16 protein-coding genes are annotated in these 17,103 nt (G+C 71.8%); 11 read left to right on the forward strand and 5 right to left on the reverse strand.

The features are described 5' to 3' along the window. Nucleotides 1–12: 12 nt before the first annotated feature. The 3 genes from ACGF3A_RS26110 to ACGF3A_RS26120 form a co-directional block, all read right to left on the reverse strand. On the reverse strand, nt 13–681 hold the full coding sequence (locus ACGF3A_RS26110) for a DUF1772 domain-containing protein (protein WP_393732752.1): 669 nt from the start codon (nt 679–681) through the stop codon (nt 13–15). Then, on the reverse strand, nt 678–1,265 hold the full coding sequence (locus ACGF3A_RS26115; protein ID WP_393732753.1) for a dihydrofolate reductase family protein: 588 nt from the start codon (nt 1,263–1,265) through the stop codon (nt 678–680). Before ACGF3A_RS26115 ends, ACGF3A_RS26110 begins: the two co-directional genes overlap by 4 nt. A 182-nt stretch (nt 1,266–1,447) precedes the next feature. Further along, nucleotides 1,448–1,972 carry an AAA family ATPase gene (locus ACGF3A_RS26120; RefSeq protein WP_393732754.1) on the reverse strand — a complete coding sequence of 175 codons (525 nt, stop codon included), beginning with the start codon at nt 1,970–1,972 and terminating at the stop codon, nt 1,448–1,450. 98 nt (nt 1,973–2,070) lie between these two features. Here ACGF3A_RS26120 and ACGF3A_RS26125 point away from each other — a divergent pair, with 98 nt between their 5' ends. Together ACGF3A_RS26125 and ACGF3A_RS26130 are read left to right on the forward strand one after the other, a co-directional pair. After that, nucleotides 2,071–3,318, forward strand: coding sequence for an AAA family ATPase (locus ACGF3A_RS26125; RefSeq protein ID WP_393732755.1), 1,248 nt, complete (start codon nt 2,071–2,073; stop codon nt 3,316–3,318). A gap of 2 nt (nt 3,319–3,320) precedes the next feature. Beyond that, nucleotides 3,321–4,850 carry a VWA domain-containing protein gene (locus tag ACGF3A_RS26130; RefSeq protein WP_393732756.1) on the forward strand — a complete coding sequence of 510 codons (1,530 nt, stop codon included), beginning with the start codon at nt 3,321–3,323 and terminating at the stop codon, nt 4,848–4,850. A gap of 89 nt (nt 4,851–4,939) precedes the next feature. On the opposite strand, the gene snpA is transcribed toward ACGF3A_RS26130, so the two are convergent. After that, nucleotides 4,940–5,608 carry a snapalysin gene (gene snpA, locus ACGF3A_RS26135; protein ID WP_393732757.1) on the reverse strand — a complete coding sequence of 223 codons (669 nt, stop codon included), beginning with the start codon at nt 5,606–5,608 and terminating at the stop codon, nt 4,940–4,942. 254 nt (nt 5,609–5,862) lie between these two features. Between snpA and ACGF3A_RS26140 the strand changes: the two genes are divergently transcribed. The 3 genes from ACGF3A_RS26140 (at nt 5,863) to ACGF3A_RS26150 (ending at nt 8,405) form a co-directional block, all read left to right on the forward strand. Further along, nucleotides 5,863–6,168, forward strand: coding sequence for a hypothetical protein (locus ACGF3A_RS26140; protein ID WP_393732758.1), 306 nt, complete (start codon nt 5,863–5,865; stop codon nt 6,166–6,168). 16 nt (nt 6,169–6,184) lie between these two features. Continuing rightward, a complete protein-coding gene (locus tag ACGF3A_RS26145) occupies nt 6,185–7,360 on the forward strand; it encodes a M24 family metallopeptidase (RefSeq protein ID WP_393732759.1) in 1,176 nt (391 codons plus the stop codon). Between the two features lie 172 nt (nt 7,361–7,532). Next, entirely contained in the window at nt 7,533–8,405 is an 873-nt protein-coding gene (locus ACGF3A_RS26150; protein WP_393732760.1) for a calcium-binding protein, read from the forward strand. An 83-nt stretch (nt 8,406–8,488) separates the two neighbouring features. On the opposite strand, the gene ACGF3A_RS26155 is transcribed toward ACGF3A_RS26150, so the two are convergent. Continuing rightward, nucleotides 8,489–9,436, reverse strand: a complete 948-nt coding sequence (locus ACGF3A_RS26155; protein ID WP_393732761.1) for a methionyl-tRNA formyltransferase — start codon at nt 9,434–9,436, stop codon at nt 8,489–8,491. 209 nt (nt 9,437–9,645) lie between these two features. Between ACGF3A_RS26155 and ACGF3A_RS26160 the strand changes: the two genes are divergently transcribed. The 6 genes from ACGF3A_RS26160 to ACGF3A_RS26185 all read left to right on the forward strand — a co-directional run bounded on the left by ACGF3A_RS26160 (nt 9,646) and on the right by ACGF3A_RS26185 (nt 17,091). Continuing rightward, nucleotides 9,646–11,007, forward strand: coding sequence for a lysine N(6)-hydroxylase/L-ornithine N(5)-oxygenase family protein (locus ACGF3A_RS26160; protein ID WP_393732762.1), 1,362 nt, complete (start codon nt 9,646–9,648; stop codon nt 11,005–11,007). An 11-nt stretch (nt 11,008–11,018) separates the two neighbouring features. After that, nucleotides 11,019–12,080 (forward strand): FecCD family ABC transporter permease, encoded by a 1,062-nt coding sequence (locus ACGF3A_RS26165; RefSeq protein WP_393732763.1) that lies wholly within the window; start codon nt 11,019–11,021, stop codon nt 12,078–12,080. 20 nt (nt 12,081–12,100) lie between these two features. Beyond that, entirely contained in the window at nt 12,101–13,186 is a 1,086-nt protein-coding gene (locus ACGF3A_RS26170) for a FecCD family ABC transporter permease (protein WP_393733381.1), read from the forward strand. 105 nt (nt 13,187–13,291) lie between these two features. Next, complete coding sequence (locus ACGF3A_RS26175; protein WP_393733382.1) at nt 13,292–14,134, forward strand: ABC transporter ATP-binding protein; 843 nt, start codon at nt 13,292–13,294, stop codon at nt 14,132–14,134. Nucleotides 14,135–14,203: 69 nt separating this feature from the next. After that, the gene (locus ACGF3A_RS26180) at nt 14,204–15,253 is read left to right on the forward strand and encodes an iron-siderophore ABC transporter substrate-binding protein (RefSeq protein WP_393732764.1); all 1,050 of its coding nucleotides are present in this window, start codon (nt 14,204–14,206) and stop codon (nt 15,251–15,253) included. Nucleotides 15,254–15,261: 8 nt separating this feature from the next. Then, a complete protein-coding gene (locus ACGF3A_RS26185) occupies nt 15,262–17,091 on the forward strand; it encodes an ABC transporter ATP-binding protein (RefSeq protein WP_393732765.1) in 1,830 nt (609 codons plus the stop codon). The last annotated feature ends 12 nt before the right edge of the window (nt 17,092–17,103 follow it).

Raw genomic sequence — 17,103 nt, forward strand, 5'->3', positions numbered from 1 at the left:
GCGGCGCGGGCGTCAGACCGGTGACCCCGGCGCCCCGGCCGGAGCCGACGGGGACCACGGAGCCACCGGAGCCGACGGAGTCGACGGGGACCACGGCCCGACGGCGGGAGCCGGACCGGCCCCGGCGACCGGGACCCCGCTCCGGACGCCCTGTCCGCGGGCGCCCGACGCGTTGCTGTCGTGCAGCTGCTGGGCGGCGTAGGTGATCAGGGCCCACAGGAGGCAGACGAAGGCCGCGGTGTGCACGAGGGCACGCACGGTGTTCCAGAGGACCCAGCTGCTCTCGAACTTCTCCCGGGCCGCGGCGGCTCCCGAGGCGCTGTCCGGGTTCGCGGCCCCGGCGAGCTGGTCGTTGAGGGGGACGTTGACGGCGCTGGTGATCGCGAAGGCGATCACGTACAGCACGAGTGCGCCGATGATCCAGGGCAGCGCCTGGCGGCCCTGCCCGCGCCAGGCCAGATAGGTGGCGAGCCCGAGGAGCGGGAGGGCGCCCATGAAGGGGAGCATGAAGGCGGGGTTGAGGATGGCCTTGTTGATGTTCTGCATCGCCTCGACCATCGTGCGGTCGGAGGAGCGGCCCAGACCGGGCATGACCGCGTAGGAGAAGGCGGTGAACAGCCCCGCCATCAGGCCGGTGGCGAGCGTGGCGGCCAGCAGCGTGACCGTCTGCAGCGTCTTCACGCGGGCCTCCTCGCCGAGTTCCGGGTGTAGGTGTGGACGACGGCGCCGCCCGCGAGGACCTCGGTGCCGGTGAGGGTGAGGTGGAGAGGCGCGATCGGGCCGTTGAAGATGCCGATGCCCGCGCCGAGCACGAACGGGTAGAACTTCACGATCAGTTCGTCGATCTCGGGCGCCAGCGCCGCGGCGAGGCCGCCCCCTCCGGCGAGCCAGATCCCCTCGCCCGGCTCGCGCTTGAGTTCCCGTACCGCCTCGGCCGGGTCGGTGGAGACGACGGTGACGGCGGGGTCCGGGCTGGTCATGCCGGTGGAGAACACGTACTGCCGCAGATGGGAGTACGGGCTCGCGACGCCCTCCTTCAGGCCGGGCTCGTAGGTGCCGCGGCCCATCACGACGGTGTCGAAGGGACCTTGGGGGTCGCTGACCCCCAGCTGCTCGTGGAGATGGGTGGGCAGGGTCTGCGGATAGTGGGCCACCACGTGCTCGACGAGGCCGTCGGGCAGTGGGAAGAAGGCGTCGAGGGAGCCGTCGGTGTCGGCGATGAAGCCGTCCACGCTGGCGCCGACGAAGTAGGTCAGACGTCGCATGCGCGTCTCCTGGGATGAGGGCGGGGACGGCGGTCCGTCCGCCGTGACGAGGTACGGTTCCGCGTCGGTGTGCCACCCATCCCAGCCGATGCCGTGCCCTGGAACAACGCTGAATCGGATACCGCTCGATTATCCGCGGGTAATCGATGCCGCCGCCGGACACTCCCGCGTCACCACCGTCGTCACCGGGCCGGCACCCGCGACATGACGGTCTCCGCGACCCGGCCGGGCGGGGTCGAGGTCGTGTCGACGACGTCGGCCGCCGCGCGCAGCCAGGGCAGGGCCCGCTGATAGTCGGCGAGGTGGTCGAGCCGCCACTGGCGTCCCTCGACGCTCTCCGGCTTGGTGTCGGTCTCGATGCGCTCCACCAGCGTCTCCTGGTCGGTGTGGAGCAGGAAGTGGTGCACCGGGATCCCGGCCCGGGTCAGCCCGCCGTGGATCTCCCGCCAGTACGACTCCACCAGCACCGTCTGTGTGACGACCAGGGTGCCGCCGACGTGGTCGAGCACCTGCCTGGCCGTCTCCACGACGAGCCCCCGCCACGGCGGGAAGTCCTGGAAGTCCCGCTCCGGGACGCCCAGGACGTGCCAGAGCATTTCGCCGACCTTCTCCGCGTCGAAGAGCCGCGAGTCCGGGACCCGCGCGGTGAGCTCCCCTGCCGTGGTGGTCTTCCCGGCTCCGAAGGTTCCGTTCAACCAGATGATCATCTGTCCGACCCTACGGGGATCCGCCCGCGTAATCTTGCTCGGACAAAGGATCGATCGCGGGGACATTCCGGCGTCACCGGCAGGGGGTTGGCTTGGGCATGGGCGTACAGGACGCTGAGGTCGTACGGGACGCGGAGGGCGCGGAGGGCGCGCGGGACGCGGAGGACACCGCGAAGCGGCTGCGGATGATCGGCGACGAGCTGGCGGACCGCTTCTACGAGCGTGCCGACGTGGTGCGCACGCTCGTGGTGACGTTGCTCGCCGGGCAGCACTCGCTCGTGCTCGGCCCGCCCGGAACGGCGAAGTCCGAGATGGCCCGGGAACTGGCGGGACGGATCGACGGGGCGTCCTACTGGGAGATCCTGCTCTCCAAGTTCACGGCGCCGACGCGCATCTTCGGGCCCATCGACGTGGCCGCGCTGGCCCGTGGCGAGTACCGCCAGGTCTACGACGGGCGGGCCACGACCGCGCACGTCGCGTTCATCGACGAGATCTTCAAGTGCTCCACGGCGGCACTCAACGAGACGCTGGGCTATCTCAACGAGCGGATCTACCACCCCGAGAACGGCGGCGCCCCGATCCCCTGCCCCCTCATCGGCGCCATCACCGCGAGCAACGAGCTGCCCAGCGGCGAGGACTCCGCCGCGATCTACGACCGGCTGCTCGTACGGATCGAGGTCGGATACCTGGAGGACCCCTCGAACTTCGCCGCGCTCGTCCGCTCCGCCGTCCGCCGCCCGGAGACGCCGGCGCGCACCACCGTCGGACTGGCCGAGCTGACGCACGCGGTGCGCGAAGGCGTCCCGGCGGTGGACGTCCCCGAGGCGATCGTCGAAGCGGTGTGCACGCTGCGGGCCGCCCTGCGCCGCAGGGAGCTGGTCGCCTCCGACCGCCGCTGGCGCCAGGCGGTCGGCCTGCTCCAGGCCTCCGCGTACCTCGACGGCCGTACGGAGGTGGCCGAGGCCGATCTGTCGGTGCTCACCCATGTGCTGTGGGGCTCCCCCGCCGAACGGCCCACCGTCGAGCGCGAGGTGCTGCAGCTGGTCAACCCCGACGCCAAGGAGGCCCTCGATCTGGCCGACACCGTCGAGGAGCTGGAGACGCAGCTCGACGCGCTGGCCGGGCAGTCGCGCGAGGCGCTGAGCGACTGGGTGATCAGAAAGGCGCACGGCCAGCTCGCCCAGGCGGGCAAGCGGCTGGAGCTGCTGCGCGCGGAGGCGGCGCGCGCGGGCCGTTCGACCGCCGCCATCGACCGGGTCACCGCCCGCCAGCGCGCCGTCCGCGCCCGCGTGCTCACCGAGGCGCTCGGCGTGGACGCCAGCGTGGCGCAGGCAGCCCAGCGCTGATCATGGACGAGACACCGCACGGTTCCGCCGGAGACGGCGCCGGACAGCACACGTCGGTCGTGGTCGCGGACCGGTTCGACCGGGCCGCCTGGAGCGAGACGTTCGAGCGGTCGGCGGCGCTGCGCGAGCTGGCCCAGGAGCTGGGCGCGCGCCACGAGCACGCCGCCGACCTCCTCGCCGACGTCTTCCTGGCCGCCTACAAGACCGGCCCCCGGCTGCGCGGGCCCGAGGAGATGGCGCCGTCCCGGCGCGTCCAGCGGCAGGTCGTCGGCGCGCTCGTGGAGTCGGCGGACTTCGCCGTGCTGCGCCGGGAGACGGCCGGGGACCCGTACGCCGCCGCCATGGCCGTGCTCGCCCAGGCCGCGGCGGTGCGCCGGATGCTGGAGCGCGAACGGGACGACGCCCCGCAACGAGACCCCCGACCGGCCCCGACCCCGGCCCCCGCCTCCGTCCCCGCCCCCGTCCGGGCCGATGACGACGCCTCCCGTACGGCACCGGCTCCGGCACCGACACCGGCTCCTGCCGCCGAGGCTCCGCGACAGGCCGTCCAGGCGTCCGGCGCCCCCGCACAGCCGGGCGCTCCCGGCGCCGTACGGAACGCGGCGGCGCCGCCGGGGCCCGGGCCGGAACGGGAGGAGGTCGCGCTGCTGCGGGCGTGGGGCGTGGACCCCGGCGAGCTGGAACGGCTGCCGTACGAGCAGCGGGCCCGGCTCGCCGAGCGGCTGCGCACCAGCCGGCTCGCGCAGTGGGCCGAACTGATCGGCCGCTTCCGGCAGATGGCGGGCGGGGAGCGCGCCCGTAAGGTCGAGAACGCGGGCGGGGAGCTGGTCGGTGTCACCCTCGGCGACGACCTCTCGCGCCTCATCCCCTCCGAGCTGGCCAATCTGGGCCTGCCCGAGCTGCGCGCGGTGTTCGCCGCGCGGTACGCCGCCGGGGAGCTGATGCTCTACGAGAGCCAGGGCGAGCGGCCCACCGGGCAGGGCGCCGTGATCGCGTGCGTGGACACCTCGCACTCCATGTACGAGGCGGGGCCCGGCGGGGTCACCCGGGAGGCGTGGGCCAAGGGGTGTGCCCTGGCCCTGCTGGACCAGGCCCGGCACGCCCGGCGGGACTTCGTCGGCATCCTCTTCTCGGCCGCCGACAAGGTCCGCGTCTTCCGCTTCCCCGCCGACGCGCCCGCGGATCCCCTCCAGGTGCTCGACTTCGCCGAGAGCTTCCTCGGCGGCGGCACCAGCTACCAGGCGCCGCTGTCGGCGGCGGGCGCGCTGCTGGAGGAGGAGTTCAACGACGCGGCCCGTACGCGCGGGGACATCGTGATGCTCACCGACGACGAATGCGAGGTCACCGAGGAGTGGATGCGGGGCTGGCGGGAGGCCAAGCGCGCGCTGGGTTTCCGCGTCTTCGGCGTGGCCATCGGCGCCCCGCGCGCGGCCGAGGCCGACTCGGTGCTGGACACGCTGTGCGACAACCTCCGCTCGGTGGAGGACCTCACCGACGTCCACGCGGCGGCCGACCTGTTCCGCGTGATCTGACGACGGGACGTCGGACGGCACCCGGCACGCGCGGTGCGGCCGCGTACCGGGTGCCGGGTGCCGAAGGCCCGTAGGGACGGGGGTCAGGGCTACTTGCCGAAGGCCACCTTGTCGAAGGCGACGCTCGCCACGCCGTTCTGCCAGAGCCGGTCGACGCGGGCGCGCTCCGTCGCGTTGGGCCGGTCGTTCCTGCAGGACGTGCCGGGGCCGCCGCCCGACATCAGCTCGGAGCAGGGACCCGAGTAGTGGTCCGGCAGGCCGAGCACGTGGCCGGTCTCGTGGGCGACGACGCGGTTGGAGGAGTACTGCTGGTTCTGCCGGTAGTCGAGGAAGATGTAGCCGCGTCCGTGTCCGTCGGTCTGCGCGTACGAGCCGCGCGGGTCGTTGCCCTCGCGGTAGCTGAACGACGCGTTGCCGCCCTCGCGGAGCTGCACGTTCCGGACGGAGGAGTTCCATACGGCCGTGCTGTTGGCTATCTGGTTCCTGAAGGTCGGGGCGCCGCTCGCCGAGTAGTTGACCGTGACGAGCTGGATGCCCGGCTTCGCGGCCTGCTTCTTCAGGGCGTCTTCTACGACGGCCTTGAAGAACTTCTCGTTCGTCTTCTGGCTCTCGCCCGTGTAGCCCTGCGTGCCCGAGGTGAGCGCGGGAGCGGAGGGGGTGGGTGCCTCCTGGGCGGAGGCGGGGCCCGCGCCCAGGCCGAGGGTGACGGCCACGCCCAGGCCGAGCGTCACCGACAGAGCGGTTCTTCGGTTTCTCATCGGGGGGTCTCCTTGTGGGTCCGCAGACCGGCCGCCGCGTGGGGAACGCGGGAACGTGGGGGCGGGGCCGGTCCTTCCGGTGGGATTCCTGCTGCCGGAGAGTCTGTGCGGGGGCAGGGTCCGGCGGAATGATGCCAAGTGGTGATAGGAGCGACGCATCCGCCGATGTGCGAAGTGCGGCCTACGGCACACGCGTACCCGGTACCCGGCGCACCCGCGTCCGGGCGCGGAGCGCCGCGTGAGGGAATGGGCGCATGAGCCACTTCATGCATGACGTCATGGGCGCGACGGTCGACGAACCGGACCCGGAGACGAGGGCCCGCGTGCTGGACGGCCTCGCCGAAGCGGACGACGAGCACCCGGACGTGTCGCTGTCCCACGAGAGCGGCTGGTACCTCAGCGCGTTCCGCGACGGCCTGCTCGTCTGGGAGAACACGGAGGACGGCTCGGCACCTCCCGGGGAGCTGCGGGAGGTCGCCCGCGAGGAGATCCTCCGGCTCTTCGGGCTGCTGGCGAGGGGCGACATCGCCTCGGTGGAGAGGCTTCCGTGGCGGCGGTGACGCTACCGTGGCGGGCATGATCGAGCCTTCCGAACTCCCGTCCGCATCCGCCCCCGCCGACGAGGGCGCCACCCGTCTCGCCCGTGCCCGCGAGGTGACCGCCGCAGCGGGGATCGACGCGCTGCTCGTCTCGCCGGGCGCGGACCTGCGGTATCTGACGGGCTATCACGCACTGCCGCTGGAGCGGCTCACCTGCCTCGCCCTCCCGGCGGCGGGCGACCCCTTCCTCGTCGTGCCCGCGCTGGAGGAGCCCGCGGCGCGGGCCTCGGCGGCCGGAGGGCTGGGGATCGAGATCGTCGGCTGGGACGAGACGGACGACCCGTACGCACTCGTCGCCCGCCGCCTGCCCGGCGGCGCGAGCGGCACCAGCGGTACGGGCGGCTCCGGCCGCGTCGCGGTCGACAACCACATGTGGGCCGAGAAGCTCCTCGCCTTCCGCGGCGCGATGCCCGGCACCGAGCAGGTCCTCGCCGGTGACGTGCTGCGCGAGCTGCGGATGCGCAAGTCCCCCGCCGAGACCGAGGCGCTGCGCCGGGCCGGTGCGGCCATCGACCGCGTCCACCGCCGCATGGGCGAGTGGCTGCGTCCCGGCCGTACGGAGCAGGAGGTGAGCCGGGACATCGCGGACGCGATCATGGAGGCGGGGCACGTCACCGTCGACTTCGTCATCGTGGGCTCCGGCCCCAACGGCGCGAGCCCGCACCACGAGGTGGGCGAGCGGATCATCCGCTCCGGCGACCCCGTGGTCGTCGACATCGGCGGCACGACGCCGGAGGGCTACTGCTCGGACTCCACGCGGACGTACGCCGTGGGCGAGCCGCCCGAGGAGTTCCGCGAGCTGTACGCGGTCCTGGAGCGGGCCCAGGCCGCGCAGACCGACGCCGTGCGCCCGGGCATCACGGCGGAGCAGCTCGACGCCGTGGGACGGGACATCATCACCGCCGCCGGATACGGCCCGCACTTCATCCACCGCACGGGGCACGGCATCGGCCTGTCCACCCACGAGGAGCCGTACATCGTCGCGGGCAGCGACCTGCCGCTGGAGCCGGGCATGGCCTTCTCGATCGAGCCGGGCATCTATCTGCCCGACCGCTTCGGCGCCCGCATCGAGGACATCGTCACGGTGACCGAACAGGGCGGCGAGCGCCTCAATCTGACGCACCGCGAACTCACGGTGCTCCCGGCGGACTGACGGTCCTGGCGGTCCTGGCCCGCCTTCGGTGAATGGATCGGGAACCGTGCATGAATTCCACGGTCCATAATATTGCACAATCCATTTACTCGCCGAAGGCGGGCAACCGAGTGGATATCCCGGCTGTCACACATCGCGAAAGGAATTCACCCCACCTCTTGGAGGTTATGCAATGTCCTCTCGCCCCGGCAGCCGCCGGACGCGCCGTGCCCTGTCCGTGTCCGTGCTGGCATCCGTTCTCGGCACAGGGCTGGCCGTCCCGCTCGCTCTCGCCGGGCCTGCGGCGGCGGCCGAGCCCGCGGCCACCGCCTCGGTCAACGAGTACGGATGGCACCTCACTTACACCGCCGCCGCTGGTCAGGCCAACAAGGTGGCGATCGAGCAGTCGTACAACGACGACCGTTCGCAGTTCACCTTCGTCATCGACGACTCGGTCCCGGTCGAGACCGGGGACGGGTGCGAGCACCCGGACGCCTCGGACAAGACCAGGATTTCGTGCACGGTCGAAGCGCCCGAGAGCCAGTCGCCGCTCGAATCCCTGGAAATGGACCTGGGCGACGGCGACGACTCCGCCACCTTCGACAATGCGACCGATCAGGTCTATTACTTCAACACCGTCCGGCTGGGCGACGGAAAGGACAAGTGGAACAGCGACCACGGCGGCAAGGACGACGGCGCGTCGGTGCACGGCGGCGCGGGTGACGACGTCCTCGCGATAGGCGCGTACGGGTCCGCCGCGGGCGACGACGGCGACGACACGGTCTCGACCACCGACGGCGGCGAGTTCCTGAGCGGCGGCGCGGGCGACGACGTGCTCCGCGGCGGCAAGGGCGGCCAGATCATGCACGCCGACGACGGCGCCGACAAGCTCTACGGCGCCGACGGGGACGACGAGATGTACGGCGGCAAGGGCAACGACCTCATGTACGGGAACGCCGGGGCCGACCGCATGTGGGGCAACAGCGGCGACGACAAGCTGTACGGCGGCGCGGGCCGGGACACCCTCTCCGGGGGCCCGGGCAGCAACGTGGTCGTCCAGGACTGACCGCTTCCCCATCCGTACGCCCGTACGCCCGTCCGTCCGGGAGGCCGCTCGCGTGGGGCGGCCTCCCGGTCACGGGGCACGCGTCAGGGGCGGTTGGTCAGATAGCCGCCCATCGACGTGAAGTAGTCGGTGGCCGCCAGCTCGCGCCCGTCCTCCGTACGCACGCGGGTGATCGCCAGCCCATGGTTGCGGCCCGTGCGCGCGTCGGCCCCGGCGACGATCACCACGCCCTCGCCCTCGCGGTAGAAGATCCGGCCCGGCGTGCCGCCGTAGCGCCCCTGGGAGACCACGGCGCCGAGGACTTCGAGGCGCTTGCCCCGGTGGAAGGTGAACGCGCTCGGGTACGGCTCGGACTGGGCGCGGACCAGGCGGTCGAGGTCCTCGGCGGGCCAGGTCCAGTCGATGCGGATGTCCTCGGCGGCGCGCTTGTGGAAGAAGCTGGCCCGCGAGCGGTCCTGCGCGGTGAACTCCGTCTCCCCGGCGGCGATGCGGGCGAGCGCCCCGATGGTGACGGGGGCGATGAGGTCGACGGTCTTGTGGAAGAGGTCGGTCGCGGTGTCGCGGGGGCCGACCGGCACGGCCTCCTGGCGGACGATGTCGCCCGCGTCCAGCTCGTCGTTCATCATGTGCGCGGTGACGCCGACCTCGGACTCGCCGTTGATGAGGGCCCAGATGAGCGGGGAGAAGCCCGCGTACTGGGGCAGCAGCGAGTCGTGGACGTTGAGCGTGCCGTGGCGGGGCAGGGCGAAGAGGTGCGGGGGGATCCAGGTCCGCCAGTTGTTGGCCACGATGATGTCCGGGTCGGCCTCCTTGAGGCGCTCGAACAGCTCGTCGTCGTCGGGGCGGTTGCGGATCAGCACCGGAACGCCGTGCTCCTCGGCGAGGTCGGCGACGGAGTCGCTCCAGATCTTCTCGTACGCGTGCTCGCTCTTGGGGTGCGTGACGACCAGCACCACGTCGTGCTCGGAGTCCAGCAGGGCTCGCAGGGTGCGGTGGCCCCAGGTCTGGTAACCGAACATGACGACCCGCATGGGCTCCTCCTCAGTGCGTGACTCTCAGGGCAGGACTGACCAGCAGAAACTAAAGCAAGCCTTACCTTAGTGGCCAATGCGCGCATGCGATACCCCAGTTGGGGGAGGACGGCCTCCGTCCATCGTCCGGCCCGCCCTATCGACAGCCCTCCAGGTTTAGCTTAGGCTCACCTAAGTTGTGATGGTGAGCCGCTCACGATAGGAGTGACATGTCACGGGCTCTTCCTGGTGACACCCCCACGGTCCACGACCTGATCGGCATCGGTTTCGGCCCGTCCAACGTGGCCATGGCGATCGCGCTCCACGAGCACAACGCACGCGCCGGCAGGGACGAGGCCGTCACCGGGCACTTCTTCGAGCAGCAGCCGCGCTTCGGTTGGCACCGCGGCATGCTCATCGACGACGCGACCATGCAGGTCTCCTTCCTCAAGGACCTGGTCACGCTCCGGAACCCGGCCAGCGAGTTCAGCTTCCTGTGCTACCTCAAGAGCAGGGGGCGGCTGGTCGACTTCATCAACCACAAGAGCCTCTTCCCGCTCCGCGTCGAGTTCCACGACTACTTCGAGTGGGCCGCGGCGCAGGTCGGCGACATGGTCTCCTACGGTCACGAGGTCGTCGGCGTCACCCCCGTGGTCCGGGACGGGAGCGACGGGCCCGACGGGGACGTGGAGTTCCTCGACGTCACGGTCCGTTCCGGCGAGGGGCTGGAGGTGCACCGGACCCGCAACCTCGTCATCGGCACCGGGCTGCGCCCCCTCATGCCGGAGGGCGTCGAGCGCGGCGACCGCGTGTGGCACAACTCCGAGCTGCTGAAGAGGATCGACGCGCTGGAGGGCCAGGAGGGCGCCGCTCCCTCCCGGTTCGTCGTCGTCGGCGCGGGACAGAGCGCCGCCGAGAACGTCGCCTATCTGAGCCGCCGCTTCCCCGAGGCCGAGGTCTGCGCGGTGTTCTCCCGCTACGGCTACAGCCCGGCCGACGACAGCGGCTTCGCGAACCGGATATTCGACCCGGGCGCCGTCGACGACTACTTCGCGGCGCCCGAGAACATCAAGCGGCAGCTCATGGACTACCACGGCAACACCAACTACTCCGTGGTGGACATCGATCTCATCGACAGCCTGTACCGGCAGATGTACCAGGAGAAGGTCCTCGGCACCGAGCGGCTGCGCTTCTTCAACGTCTCCCGGCTCGCCGACGTGAAGGAGACCCCGGGCCACGTCCGCGCCACCGTGCAGTCCCTCGTCACCGGCGAGGAGACCGCTCTCGACGCGGACCTCGTGGTCTTCGCCACCGGCTACGGGCCCTCCGACCCCCTCGGGCTGCTCGGCGAGACCGCCGGGCGCTGCCTGCGCGACGAGGAGGGCCGCGTCCGCGTCGAGCGCGACTACCGCGTGGCGACGGACCCGGGGCTGCGCTGCGGCATCTACCTCCAGGGCGGCACCGAGCACACGCACGGCATCACCTCGTCGCTGCTCTCCAACACCGCGGTCCGGGTCGGGGACATCCTCGACTCGCTGCTCGCCGGCGCACCGTCGGAGGTCCCGTCCGGTGGTCCGGCACCGAAGGGATAACGTACGTCGGCATGTCCACAACCGCACTTGAGCGCCCCGCCCCCGGGGGAACCACGACGGGGGCCCGTCGGCGACGGCTGACGGGGCTGCTCGCGCTGGCGGTGCTCCTCGTGGTCACGGCCGCGCTGTCGCTGGCCGTCGGGGCGCGCGCGCTGAGCCCCGCCGACGTGTGGCACGGGCTCTTCGCTCCCCCGGACCCGGACCAGCGGCTCACCGAGATCCGGCTGATCGTGCGGACCGTACGGGTGCCCCGTACGGTCCTCGCGGTCGTCGCGGGTGTCGCGCTGGGCGTGGGCGGGGCGCTGATCCAGGGGTACACCCGGAACCCGATCGCCGACACGGGGCTGCTGGGCGTGAACGCGGGTGCCTCGTTCGCCGTGGTGTCGGTGATCGCCCTGTTCGGCTTCAGCAATCCGTTCCAGTACGTCTGGTTCGCCTTCGCGGGCGCCGCGCTCTCGGGCGTCGTCGTGTTCGGGCTGGCGAGCCTGGGGCGGGGGGCCGGGAATCCGCTGACGCTCGCCCTGGCCGGGCAGGGGATCACGGTGTTCCTCGCGGCGATGACCACGGCCGTCGCGCTCTCGGACAAGCAGTCGCTGAACGCGCTGCGGTTCTGGAACACGGGCTCGGTGGCCGGGGTCGGCTTCGACGTCATCTGGCCGGTCACCGCCTTCATCGCCGTCGGCCTGGTGCTGGCCCTGACCACGCTGCCCGCCCTCAACCTGCTCAACCTGGGCGACGACGTGGCGCGGGGGCTGGGCGTGAACATCGCGCGCAGCCGGACCGTCGGCATCCTCGCCATCACCCTGCTCGCGGGCGCGGCGACGGCCGCGTGCGGGCCCATCGCCTTCCTCGGCCTCATGGTCGCCCACGTGGCCCGGTATCTGACCGGGCCCGACTACCGCTGGCTGGTGCCGTACGCGGGGCTGCTGGGGGCGGTCGTCCTGCTGGTCTGCGACATCGTGGGGCGCCTGGTCGTACGGCCGGGCGAGCTGGACGCCGGAGTCGTCGTCGCGCTGCTGGGCGCCCCGTTCTTCGCGGCGCTGGTCTGGCGCGGAAAGTTCAGGAAGGCATGAGCGACACCGTGAACGGGACGATGAGCGGGACGGAAGTGGAGCCCGGGAAGCCGTCGGTGCCGCCCGGAGTGCGGCTCGGCCCGCTGTCGTTCGTCTGGCGGCCCTGGGTCATGGGCGTCACGCTGCTGCTGGCGGCGGCGACCTTCCTGGTGTTCTGCCTCTCCATCGGCACCGGCGACTTCCAGATCGGACTGCCGCAGGTGATGGCCACGGTCGTCGGACGGGGCGAGCAGGCCGACGAGTTCGTCATCATGGACCTGCGCATGCCCCGCGCCCTTGCCGGTCTCGTGGTGGGGATCGCGCTGGGGGTGTCCGGGGCGATCACGCAGTCCGTGGCGCGCAATCCGCTGGCGAGCCCGGACGTGCTGGGCATCACCGGCGGCGCCGGAGTCGTCGCGGTGTTCCTGGTGACCACGTCGGGCGGCGCCGCCATGGCCGTCACCAGCTCCGTGGGCCTCTCCGTCGCGGCGCTGGCGGGCGGGCTCGGCGCGGGGCTGCTGGTGTACTTCCTCGCCTGGCGGCGCGGGATCGACGGCTTCCGCCTCATCCTCATCGGCATCTCGGTGAGCGCCGTGACGCAGGCGCTCACGACCTGGCTGCTGGTCAGGGCCGACATCAGGGACGTGGCCAAGGCACAGGCGTGGCTGGTCGGCTCGCTGGAGGACCGCTCCTGGGACGAGGTGGGGGTGGCTGGGTGGTCCACGGTGGCGCTGCTCGCCGTCGTGACCTGCGTGGCCTTCCAGTTCAAGCCGCTGCACTTCGGCGACGAGATCGCCGCGGGCCTGGGCGTGCGGTTCACGCGGGTGCGGGCCGTCCTGCTGCTGTGCGCGGTCCTGCTCGCCGGTGTGGCGGTCAGCGCCGCGGGGCCGGTCCCGTTCGTCGCGCTGGTGGCACCGCAGGTGGCGATGCGGCTCGCACGGCACCCGACGCCGCCGCTGGCCGCTTCGGGGCTGGTGGGGGCGGTGCTGCTGATCGGCTCCGACCTCGTGGCGCGGGTGGCGCTGCCGATGACGCTGCCCGTGGGCGTGGTCACCGCGGCGATCGGCGGACCGTTCCTCGTGTACCTGCTGGTGCGGGCGAACCTCCGATCGATGTACAAAGGCTAGGCGAACCTAAGTCGAGGGGGTCTTGTGGCCGCTCAGCACATCACCGGGACCGGTACCGGCGGGACGAAGACCGTCCCCGGGGACGCGGACGCCGCGCGTACGGAAGTGTCGCGTACGGACGGATCCCGTACCGCCCGTACCGCCCGTACCGACGGCGCACGTCTGGCCGTCCGTGACGTCACGGTCGGCTACGGCGGCCGGAACGTCATCGACGGGCTCGACGTCGCGATACCGCCCGGGGTGATCACCACGATCATCGGCCCCAACGGCTGCGGCAAGACGACCCTGTTGCGGACCCTCTCACGGCTCCTCAAGCCCGCCAGGGGAACGGTCGTGCTGGACGGCGACGACATCGCCAAGCTCAGGACCAAGGACGTGGCCAAGAAGCTGGGCCTGCTGCCGCAGGCGCCCGTCGCGCCCGAGGGGCTCACGGTGGCGGACCTGGTCGCCAGGGGCCGCCATCCGCACCAGAGCTGGCTGCGCCAGTGGTCCTCGGACGACGCCGGCGTGGTGGAGCGCGCGCTCGCGATGACCGGCGTCGCCGACCTCGCCGACCGGCCGGTCGACTCGCTCTCGGGCGGGCAGCGCCAGCGCGTATGGATCTCCATGACCCTGGCCCAGGGCACCGATCTGCTGCTGCTGGACGAGCCGACGACGTATCTGGACCTGGCGCACGCGATCGACGTGCTCGACCTCGTGGACGATCTGCACGAGACGGGGTGCGCGGTGGTCATGGTGCTGCACGACCTCAACCTGGCGACGCGGTACAGCGACAACCTGATCGTGATGAAGGACGGGTCGATCCTGGCGCAGGGCCATCCGCGCGAGGTCATCACCGCAGAGCTGCTGGACGAGGCGTTCGGGCTGCGGGCTCAGGTGATCGACGACCCGGTGGGCGACCGGCCGCTCATCGTCCCGATCGGCCGCACGCACGTGCGGCTCAACTAGATCCGCGCAAGGCATATTTAGGCTAGGCTTACCTCATCTATGGCCAGCGCGAAAGCAGGGGACTGACGCATGCTCCTCCACAGAACGACGCTCCAGAAGTCGGCACGGCGGCTGGCGGCGACGGTGTCCGCCGCCGCTCTCGGCGTCGGCCTCCTCGCGGGATGCGGTTCCGACTCGTCGGACCAGCCGAGCGACGACAGCCCGGCCGCCGCGAAGGGCTCGTTCCCGGTCAGCGTGGAGCACGCGTTCGGCACCACGAAGGTCGACAAGGCCCCGCGCCGCGTCGTCACCGTCGGCTACACGGACGACCAGGCGGCCCTCGCGCTCGGCACCAAGCCGGTCGGCATGACCGACCAGTACCCCAACCCGCAGGGCAAGTCCCCCGACATCAACACCCAGTGGCCCTGGGTCAAGGACAAGTGGGGCGACACCAAGCCCGAGGTCATCATGAAGAACGGCGACTCAGGGCCGAACTACGAGAAGATCGCCTCCCTGCGCCCCGACCTGATCATCGCGGTCTACTCCGAGATCGACCAGGCCGCGTACGACAAGCTCTCCAAGATCGCTCCCACGGTGGGCCGCACCAAGGCCGAGAAGGAGCCCTTCAGCGCGCCCTGGCAGGACAACGCGCGCCACATCGCCAAGGCACTGGGCCAGGAGAAGAAGGGCGACAAGCTGGTCCAGGGCATCGAGGACCAGATGGCGGAAGCCCGTAAGAAGCACCCGGACTTCAAGAACCAGACGGCCGTCGCGCTGTCCTGGTACAAGAACTCGGTGGCACCTTTCACCACCAAGGACGTGCGCGGGCAGCTGCTGTCCGGCATCGGCTTCAAGGGCGAGAAGAAGATCGACAAGATCGCGGGCGACAAGTTCTCCGTCGAGCTCTCCCCCGAGCGCGTCGACCTGGTCGACGTCGACCGGATCTTCGTCATCAACGACAAGGCCGACCAGAAGGCGCTGAAGAAGTTCAAGCTCTTCGCCAACCTGGACGCGGTCAAGAAGGACAAGGTCTCCTATCTGCTCGACAGCGAGGGCCCGGCCGTCGGCGCGGCCATGTCCCAGGCGACGCTGCTCTCCCTGCCGTACGCGATCGACGAGCTCGTGAAGTCGGCCGGGTAGCGGCAGGCGTGAGCACGACCGAGACGCACCCCGGCGCCCGTACCCCCGACCCCAGGCCTGCCCGGAACACCCTGCGCACGGCGAGCGGCCGCGAGGCGGCGCGCTGGGTCGGCGAGCACTGCCGCGAGAAGCCCTGGCTGACGACCGCCACCGTGCTCACCACGGTGGCGGGCGCGGCGCTCCAGGTGCTCCCCGTGCTGCTGCTCAGCCGCGTGGTCGACGGGGTCGTCGGAGACGAGCCGCGCTCGGTCCTCGCCACGATCGGCGTGGTGCTCGTGGCCGCCGCGCTGCTGGGCGCGGTGGCCACCGCCGTGTCCACGTACCTCATCGGGCGGCTGGGCGCCGATCTCCTCGCCACGCTGCGGGAGGGCGCCGTGCGCGCGGTGCTGGGCATGCCGAGCGCGCGGATCGAGCAGGTCGGCCGGGGCGATGTGCTCTCCCGCGTCGGGGACGACGTGGCGGTGCTGTCCAAGGGCATCCGCATGGCGATCCCCACGGTCTTCTCCGCGGGCGTGCTGGTCGCCATCGCCACCGTCGGCATGTTCGGGCTGGACTGGCGGCTGGGCCTCGCGGGCGCCGGCGCGCTGCCCGCCTACGCGCTCGCGCTGCGCTGGTACCTGCCCCGCTCCGCACCGCTCTACCGCAAGCAGCGCGCCGCCCAGGCCGACCGCGCGCAGGCGCTGATCAGCGGGCTGGACGGCATCGACACGGTGCGCGCGTACGGGCTGGAGGGGGCCTTCCGCGAGAAGGTCACGGAGAAGTCGTGGCGGGTGCGCGACCTGGGCGTCGAGGTGTTCCGCTTCTTCGGCCGGTTCGTCGGGCGGGAGAACCGCGCGGAGTTCATCGGCCTGGTCCTGATCATCGTGGTGGGGTACGCGCTGCTGGAGGCCGACGCCGCCAGCCTGGGCCAGGTCTCGGCCGCCCCGTTGATGTTCCACCGGCTCTTCACGCCGCTGGGCGCCATCATGTTCACCTTCGACGAGGCGCAGAAGTCGGGCGCCAGCCTGACCCGGCTCGTGGGGGTGCTGGGCGAGGACGCCGAGGACCGGCTGGTGGGCGACGCGCCCGTGGCCCGCGCGGGCGTCGCGCCGCTCCCGGTGACCGTGGAGGGGCTGACCTTCCGCTACCCGGGCACCGAGGAACCGGTCCTGCGGGACGTCGGCCTGACGATCCCGGCCGGGGGCTCCCTCGCGCTCGTAGGCGCCACGGGCGCGGGGAAGACGACCCTGGCCGCGCTGATCGCGGGCATCGGGACGCCGGAGGCCGGGTCGGTCCGCATCGGGCAGACCGATCTGGCCGGGCTGGACGAGGCCGGGGCGCGGGCCCTGGTGAGCATCCTGACGCAGGAGACGCACGTGTTCTCCGGCCCGCTCGCCGACGATCTGCGGCTGGCGGCGCCGGACGCGACGGACGCCGAACTGCGGGAAGCGCTGCGCACGGTGGGCGCCGAGGAGTGGGCCGACGCGCTGCCCGAGGGGCCGGACACCACGGTCGGCGAGGGCGGCGAGCGCCTGGACGTCACCAAGGTCACCCAGCTCGCCCTGGCCCGGCTGGTGCTGGGCCGCGCGCCCGTGGTGGTGCTCGACGAGTCGACCGCCGAGGCGGGCAGCGAGGGCGCCGCCGAGCTGGAGCGGTCCGTGCTGGCCGCGTGCGCGGGGCGTACCACGCTGTTCGTGGCGCACCGGCTGACCCAGGCGATGTCCGCCGACCGGATCGCCGTGCTGGACGCGGGCCGCGTGGTGGAGCAGGGCACGCACGAGGAGTTGGTCGCGCTGGGCGGCTGGTACGCACGGCTGTGGCGGGCCTGGCGAGGCGGTAGTGACAACGTCGCAGGTTAGGTTAGGCTAACT

Origin of the sequence: Streptomyces sp. NPDC048172 (genome assembly GCF_043202595.1) — a bacterium.
Taxonomy (GTDB): domain Bacteria; phylum Actinomycetota; class Actinomycetes; order Streptomycetales; family Streptomycetaceae; genus Streptomyces.

Excerpts from the sequence above, each read along its gene's own strand:
- ACGF3A_RS26115 (WP_393732753.1), bottom strand. The coding sequence starts at position 1,265 with ATGCGACGTCTGACCTACTTCGTCGGCGCCAGCGTGGACGGCTTCATC.
- ACGF3A_RS26120 (WP_393732754.1), bottom strand. The coding sequence starts at position 1,972 with ATGATCATCTGGTTGAACGGAACCTTCGGAGCCGGGAAGACCACCACG.
- ACGF3A_RS26125 (WP_393732755.1), top strand. The coding sequence starts at position 2,071 with ATGGGCGTACAGGACGCTGAGGTCGTACGGGACGCGGAGGGCGCGGAG.
- ACGF3A_RS26130 (WP_393732756.1), top strand. The coding sequence starts at position 3,321 with ATGGACGAGACACCGCACGGTTCCGCCGGAGACGGCGCCGGACAGCAC.
- snpA (WP_393732757.1), bottom strand. The coding sequence starts at position 5,608 with ATGAGAAACCGAAGAACCGCTCTGTCGGTGACGCTCGGCCTGGGCGTG.
- ACGF3A_RS26140 (WP_393732758.1), top strand. The coding sequence starts at position 5,863 with ATGAGCCACTTCATGCATGACGTCATGGGCGCGACGGTCGACGAACCG.
- ACGF3A_RS26145 (WP_393732759.1), top strand. The coding sequence starts at position 6,185 with ATGATCGAGCCTTCCGAACTCCCGTCCGCATCCGCCCCCGCCGACGAG.
- ACGF3A_RS26150 (WP_393732760.1), top strand. The coding sequence starts at position 7,533 with ATGTCCTCTCGCCCCGGCAGCCGCCGGACGCGCCGTGCCCTGTCCGTG.
- ACGF3A_RS26155 (WP_393732761.1), bottom strand. The coding sequence starts at position 9,436 with ATGCGGGTCGTCATGTTCGGTTACCAGACCTGGGGCCACCGCACCCTG.
- ACGF3A_RS26160 (WP_393732762.1), top strand. The coding sequence starts at position 9,646 with ATGTCACGGGCTCTTCCTGGTGACACCCCCACGGTCCACGACCTGATC.
- ACGF3A_RS26165 (WP_393732763.1), top strand. The coding sequence starts at position 11,019 with ATGTCCACAACCGCACTTGAGCGCCCCGCCCCCGGGGGAACCACGACG.
- ACGF3A_RS26170 (WP_393733381.1), top strand. The coding sequence starts at position 12,101 with ATGAGCGGGACGGAAGTGGAGCCCGGGAAGCCGTCGGTGCCGCCCGGA.
- ACGF3A_RS26180 (WP_393732764.1), top strand. The coding sequence starts at position 14,204 with ATGCTCCTCCACAGAACGACGCTCCAGAAGTCGGCACGGCGGCTGGCG.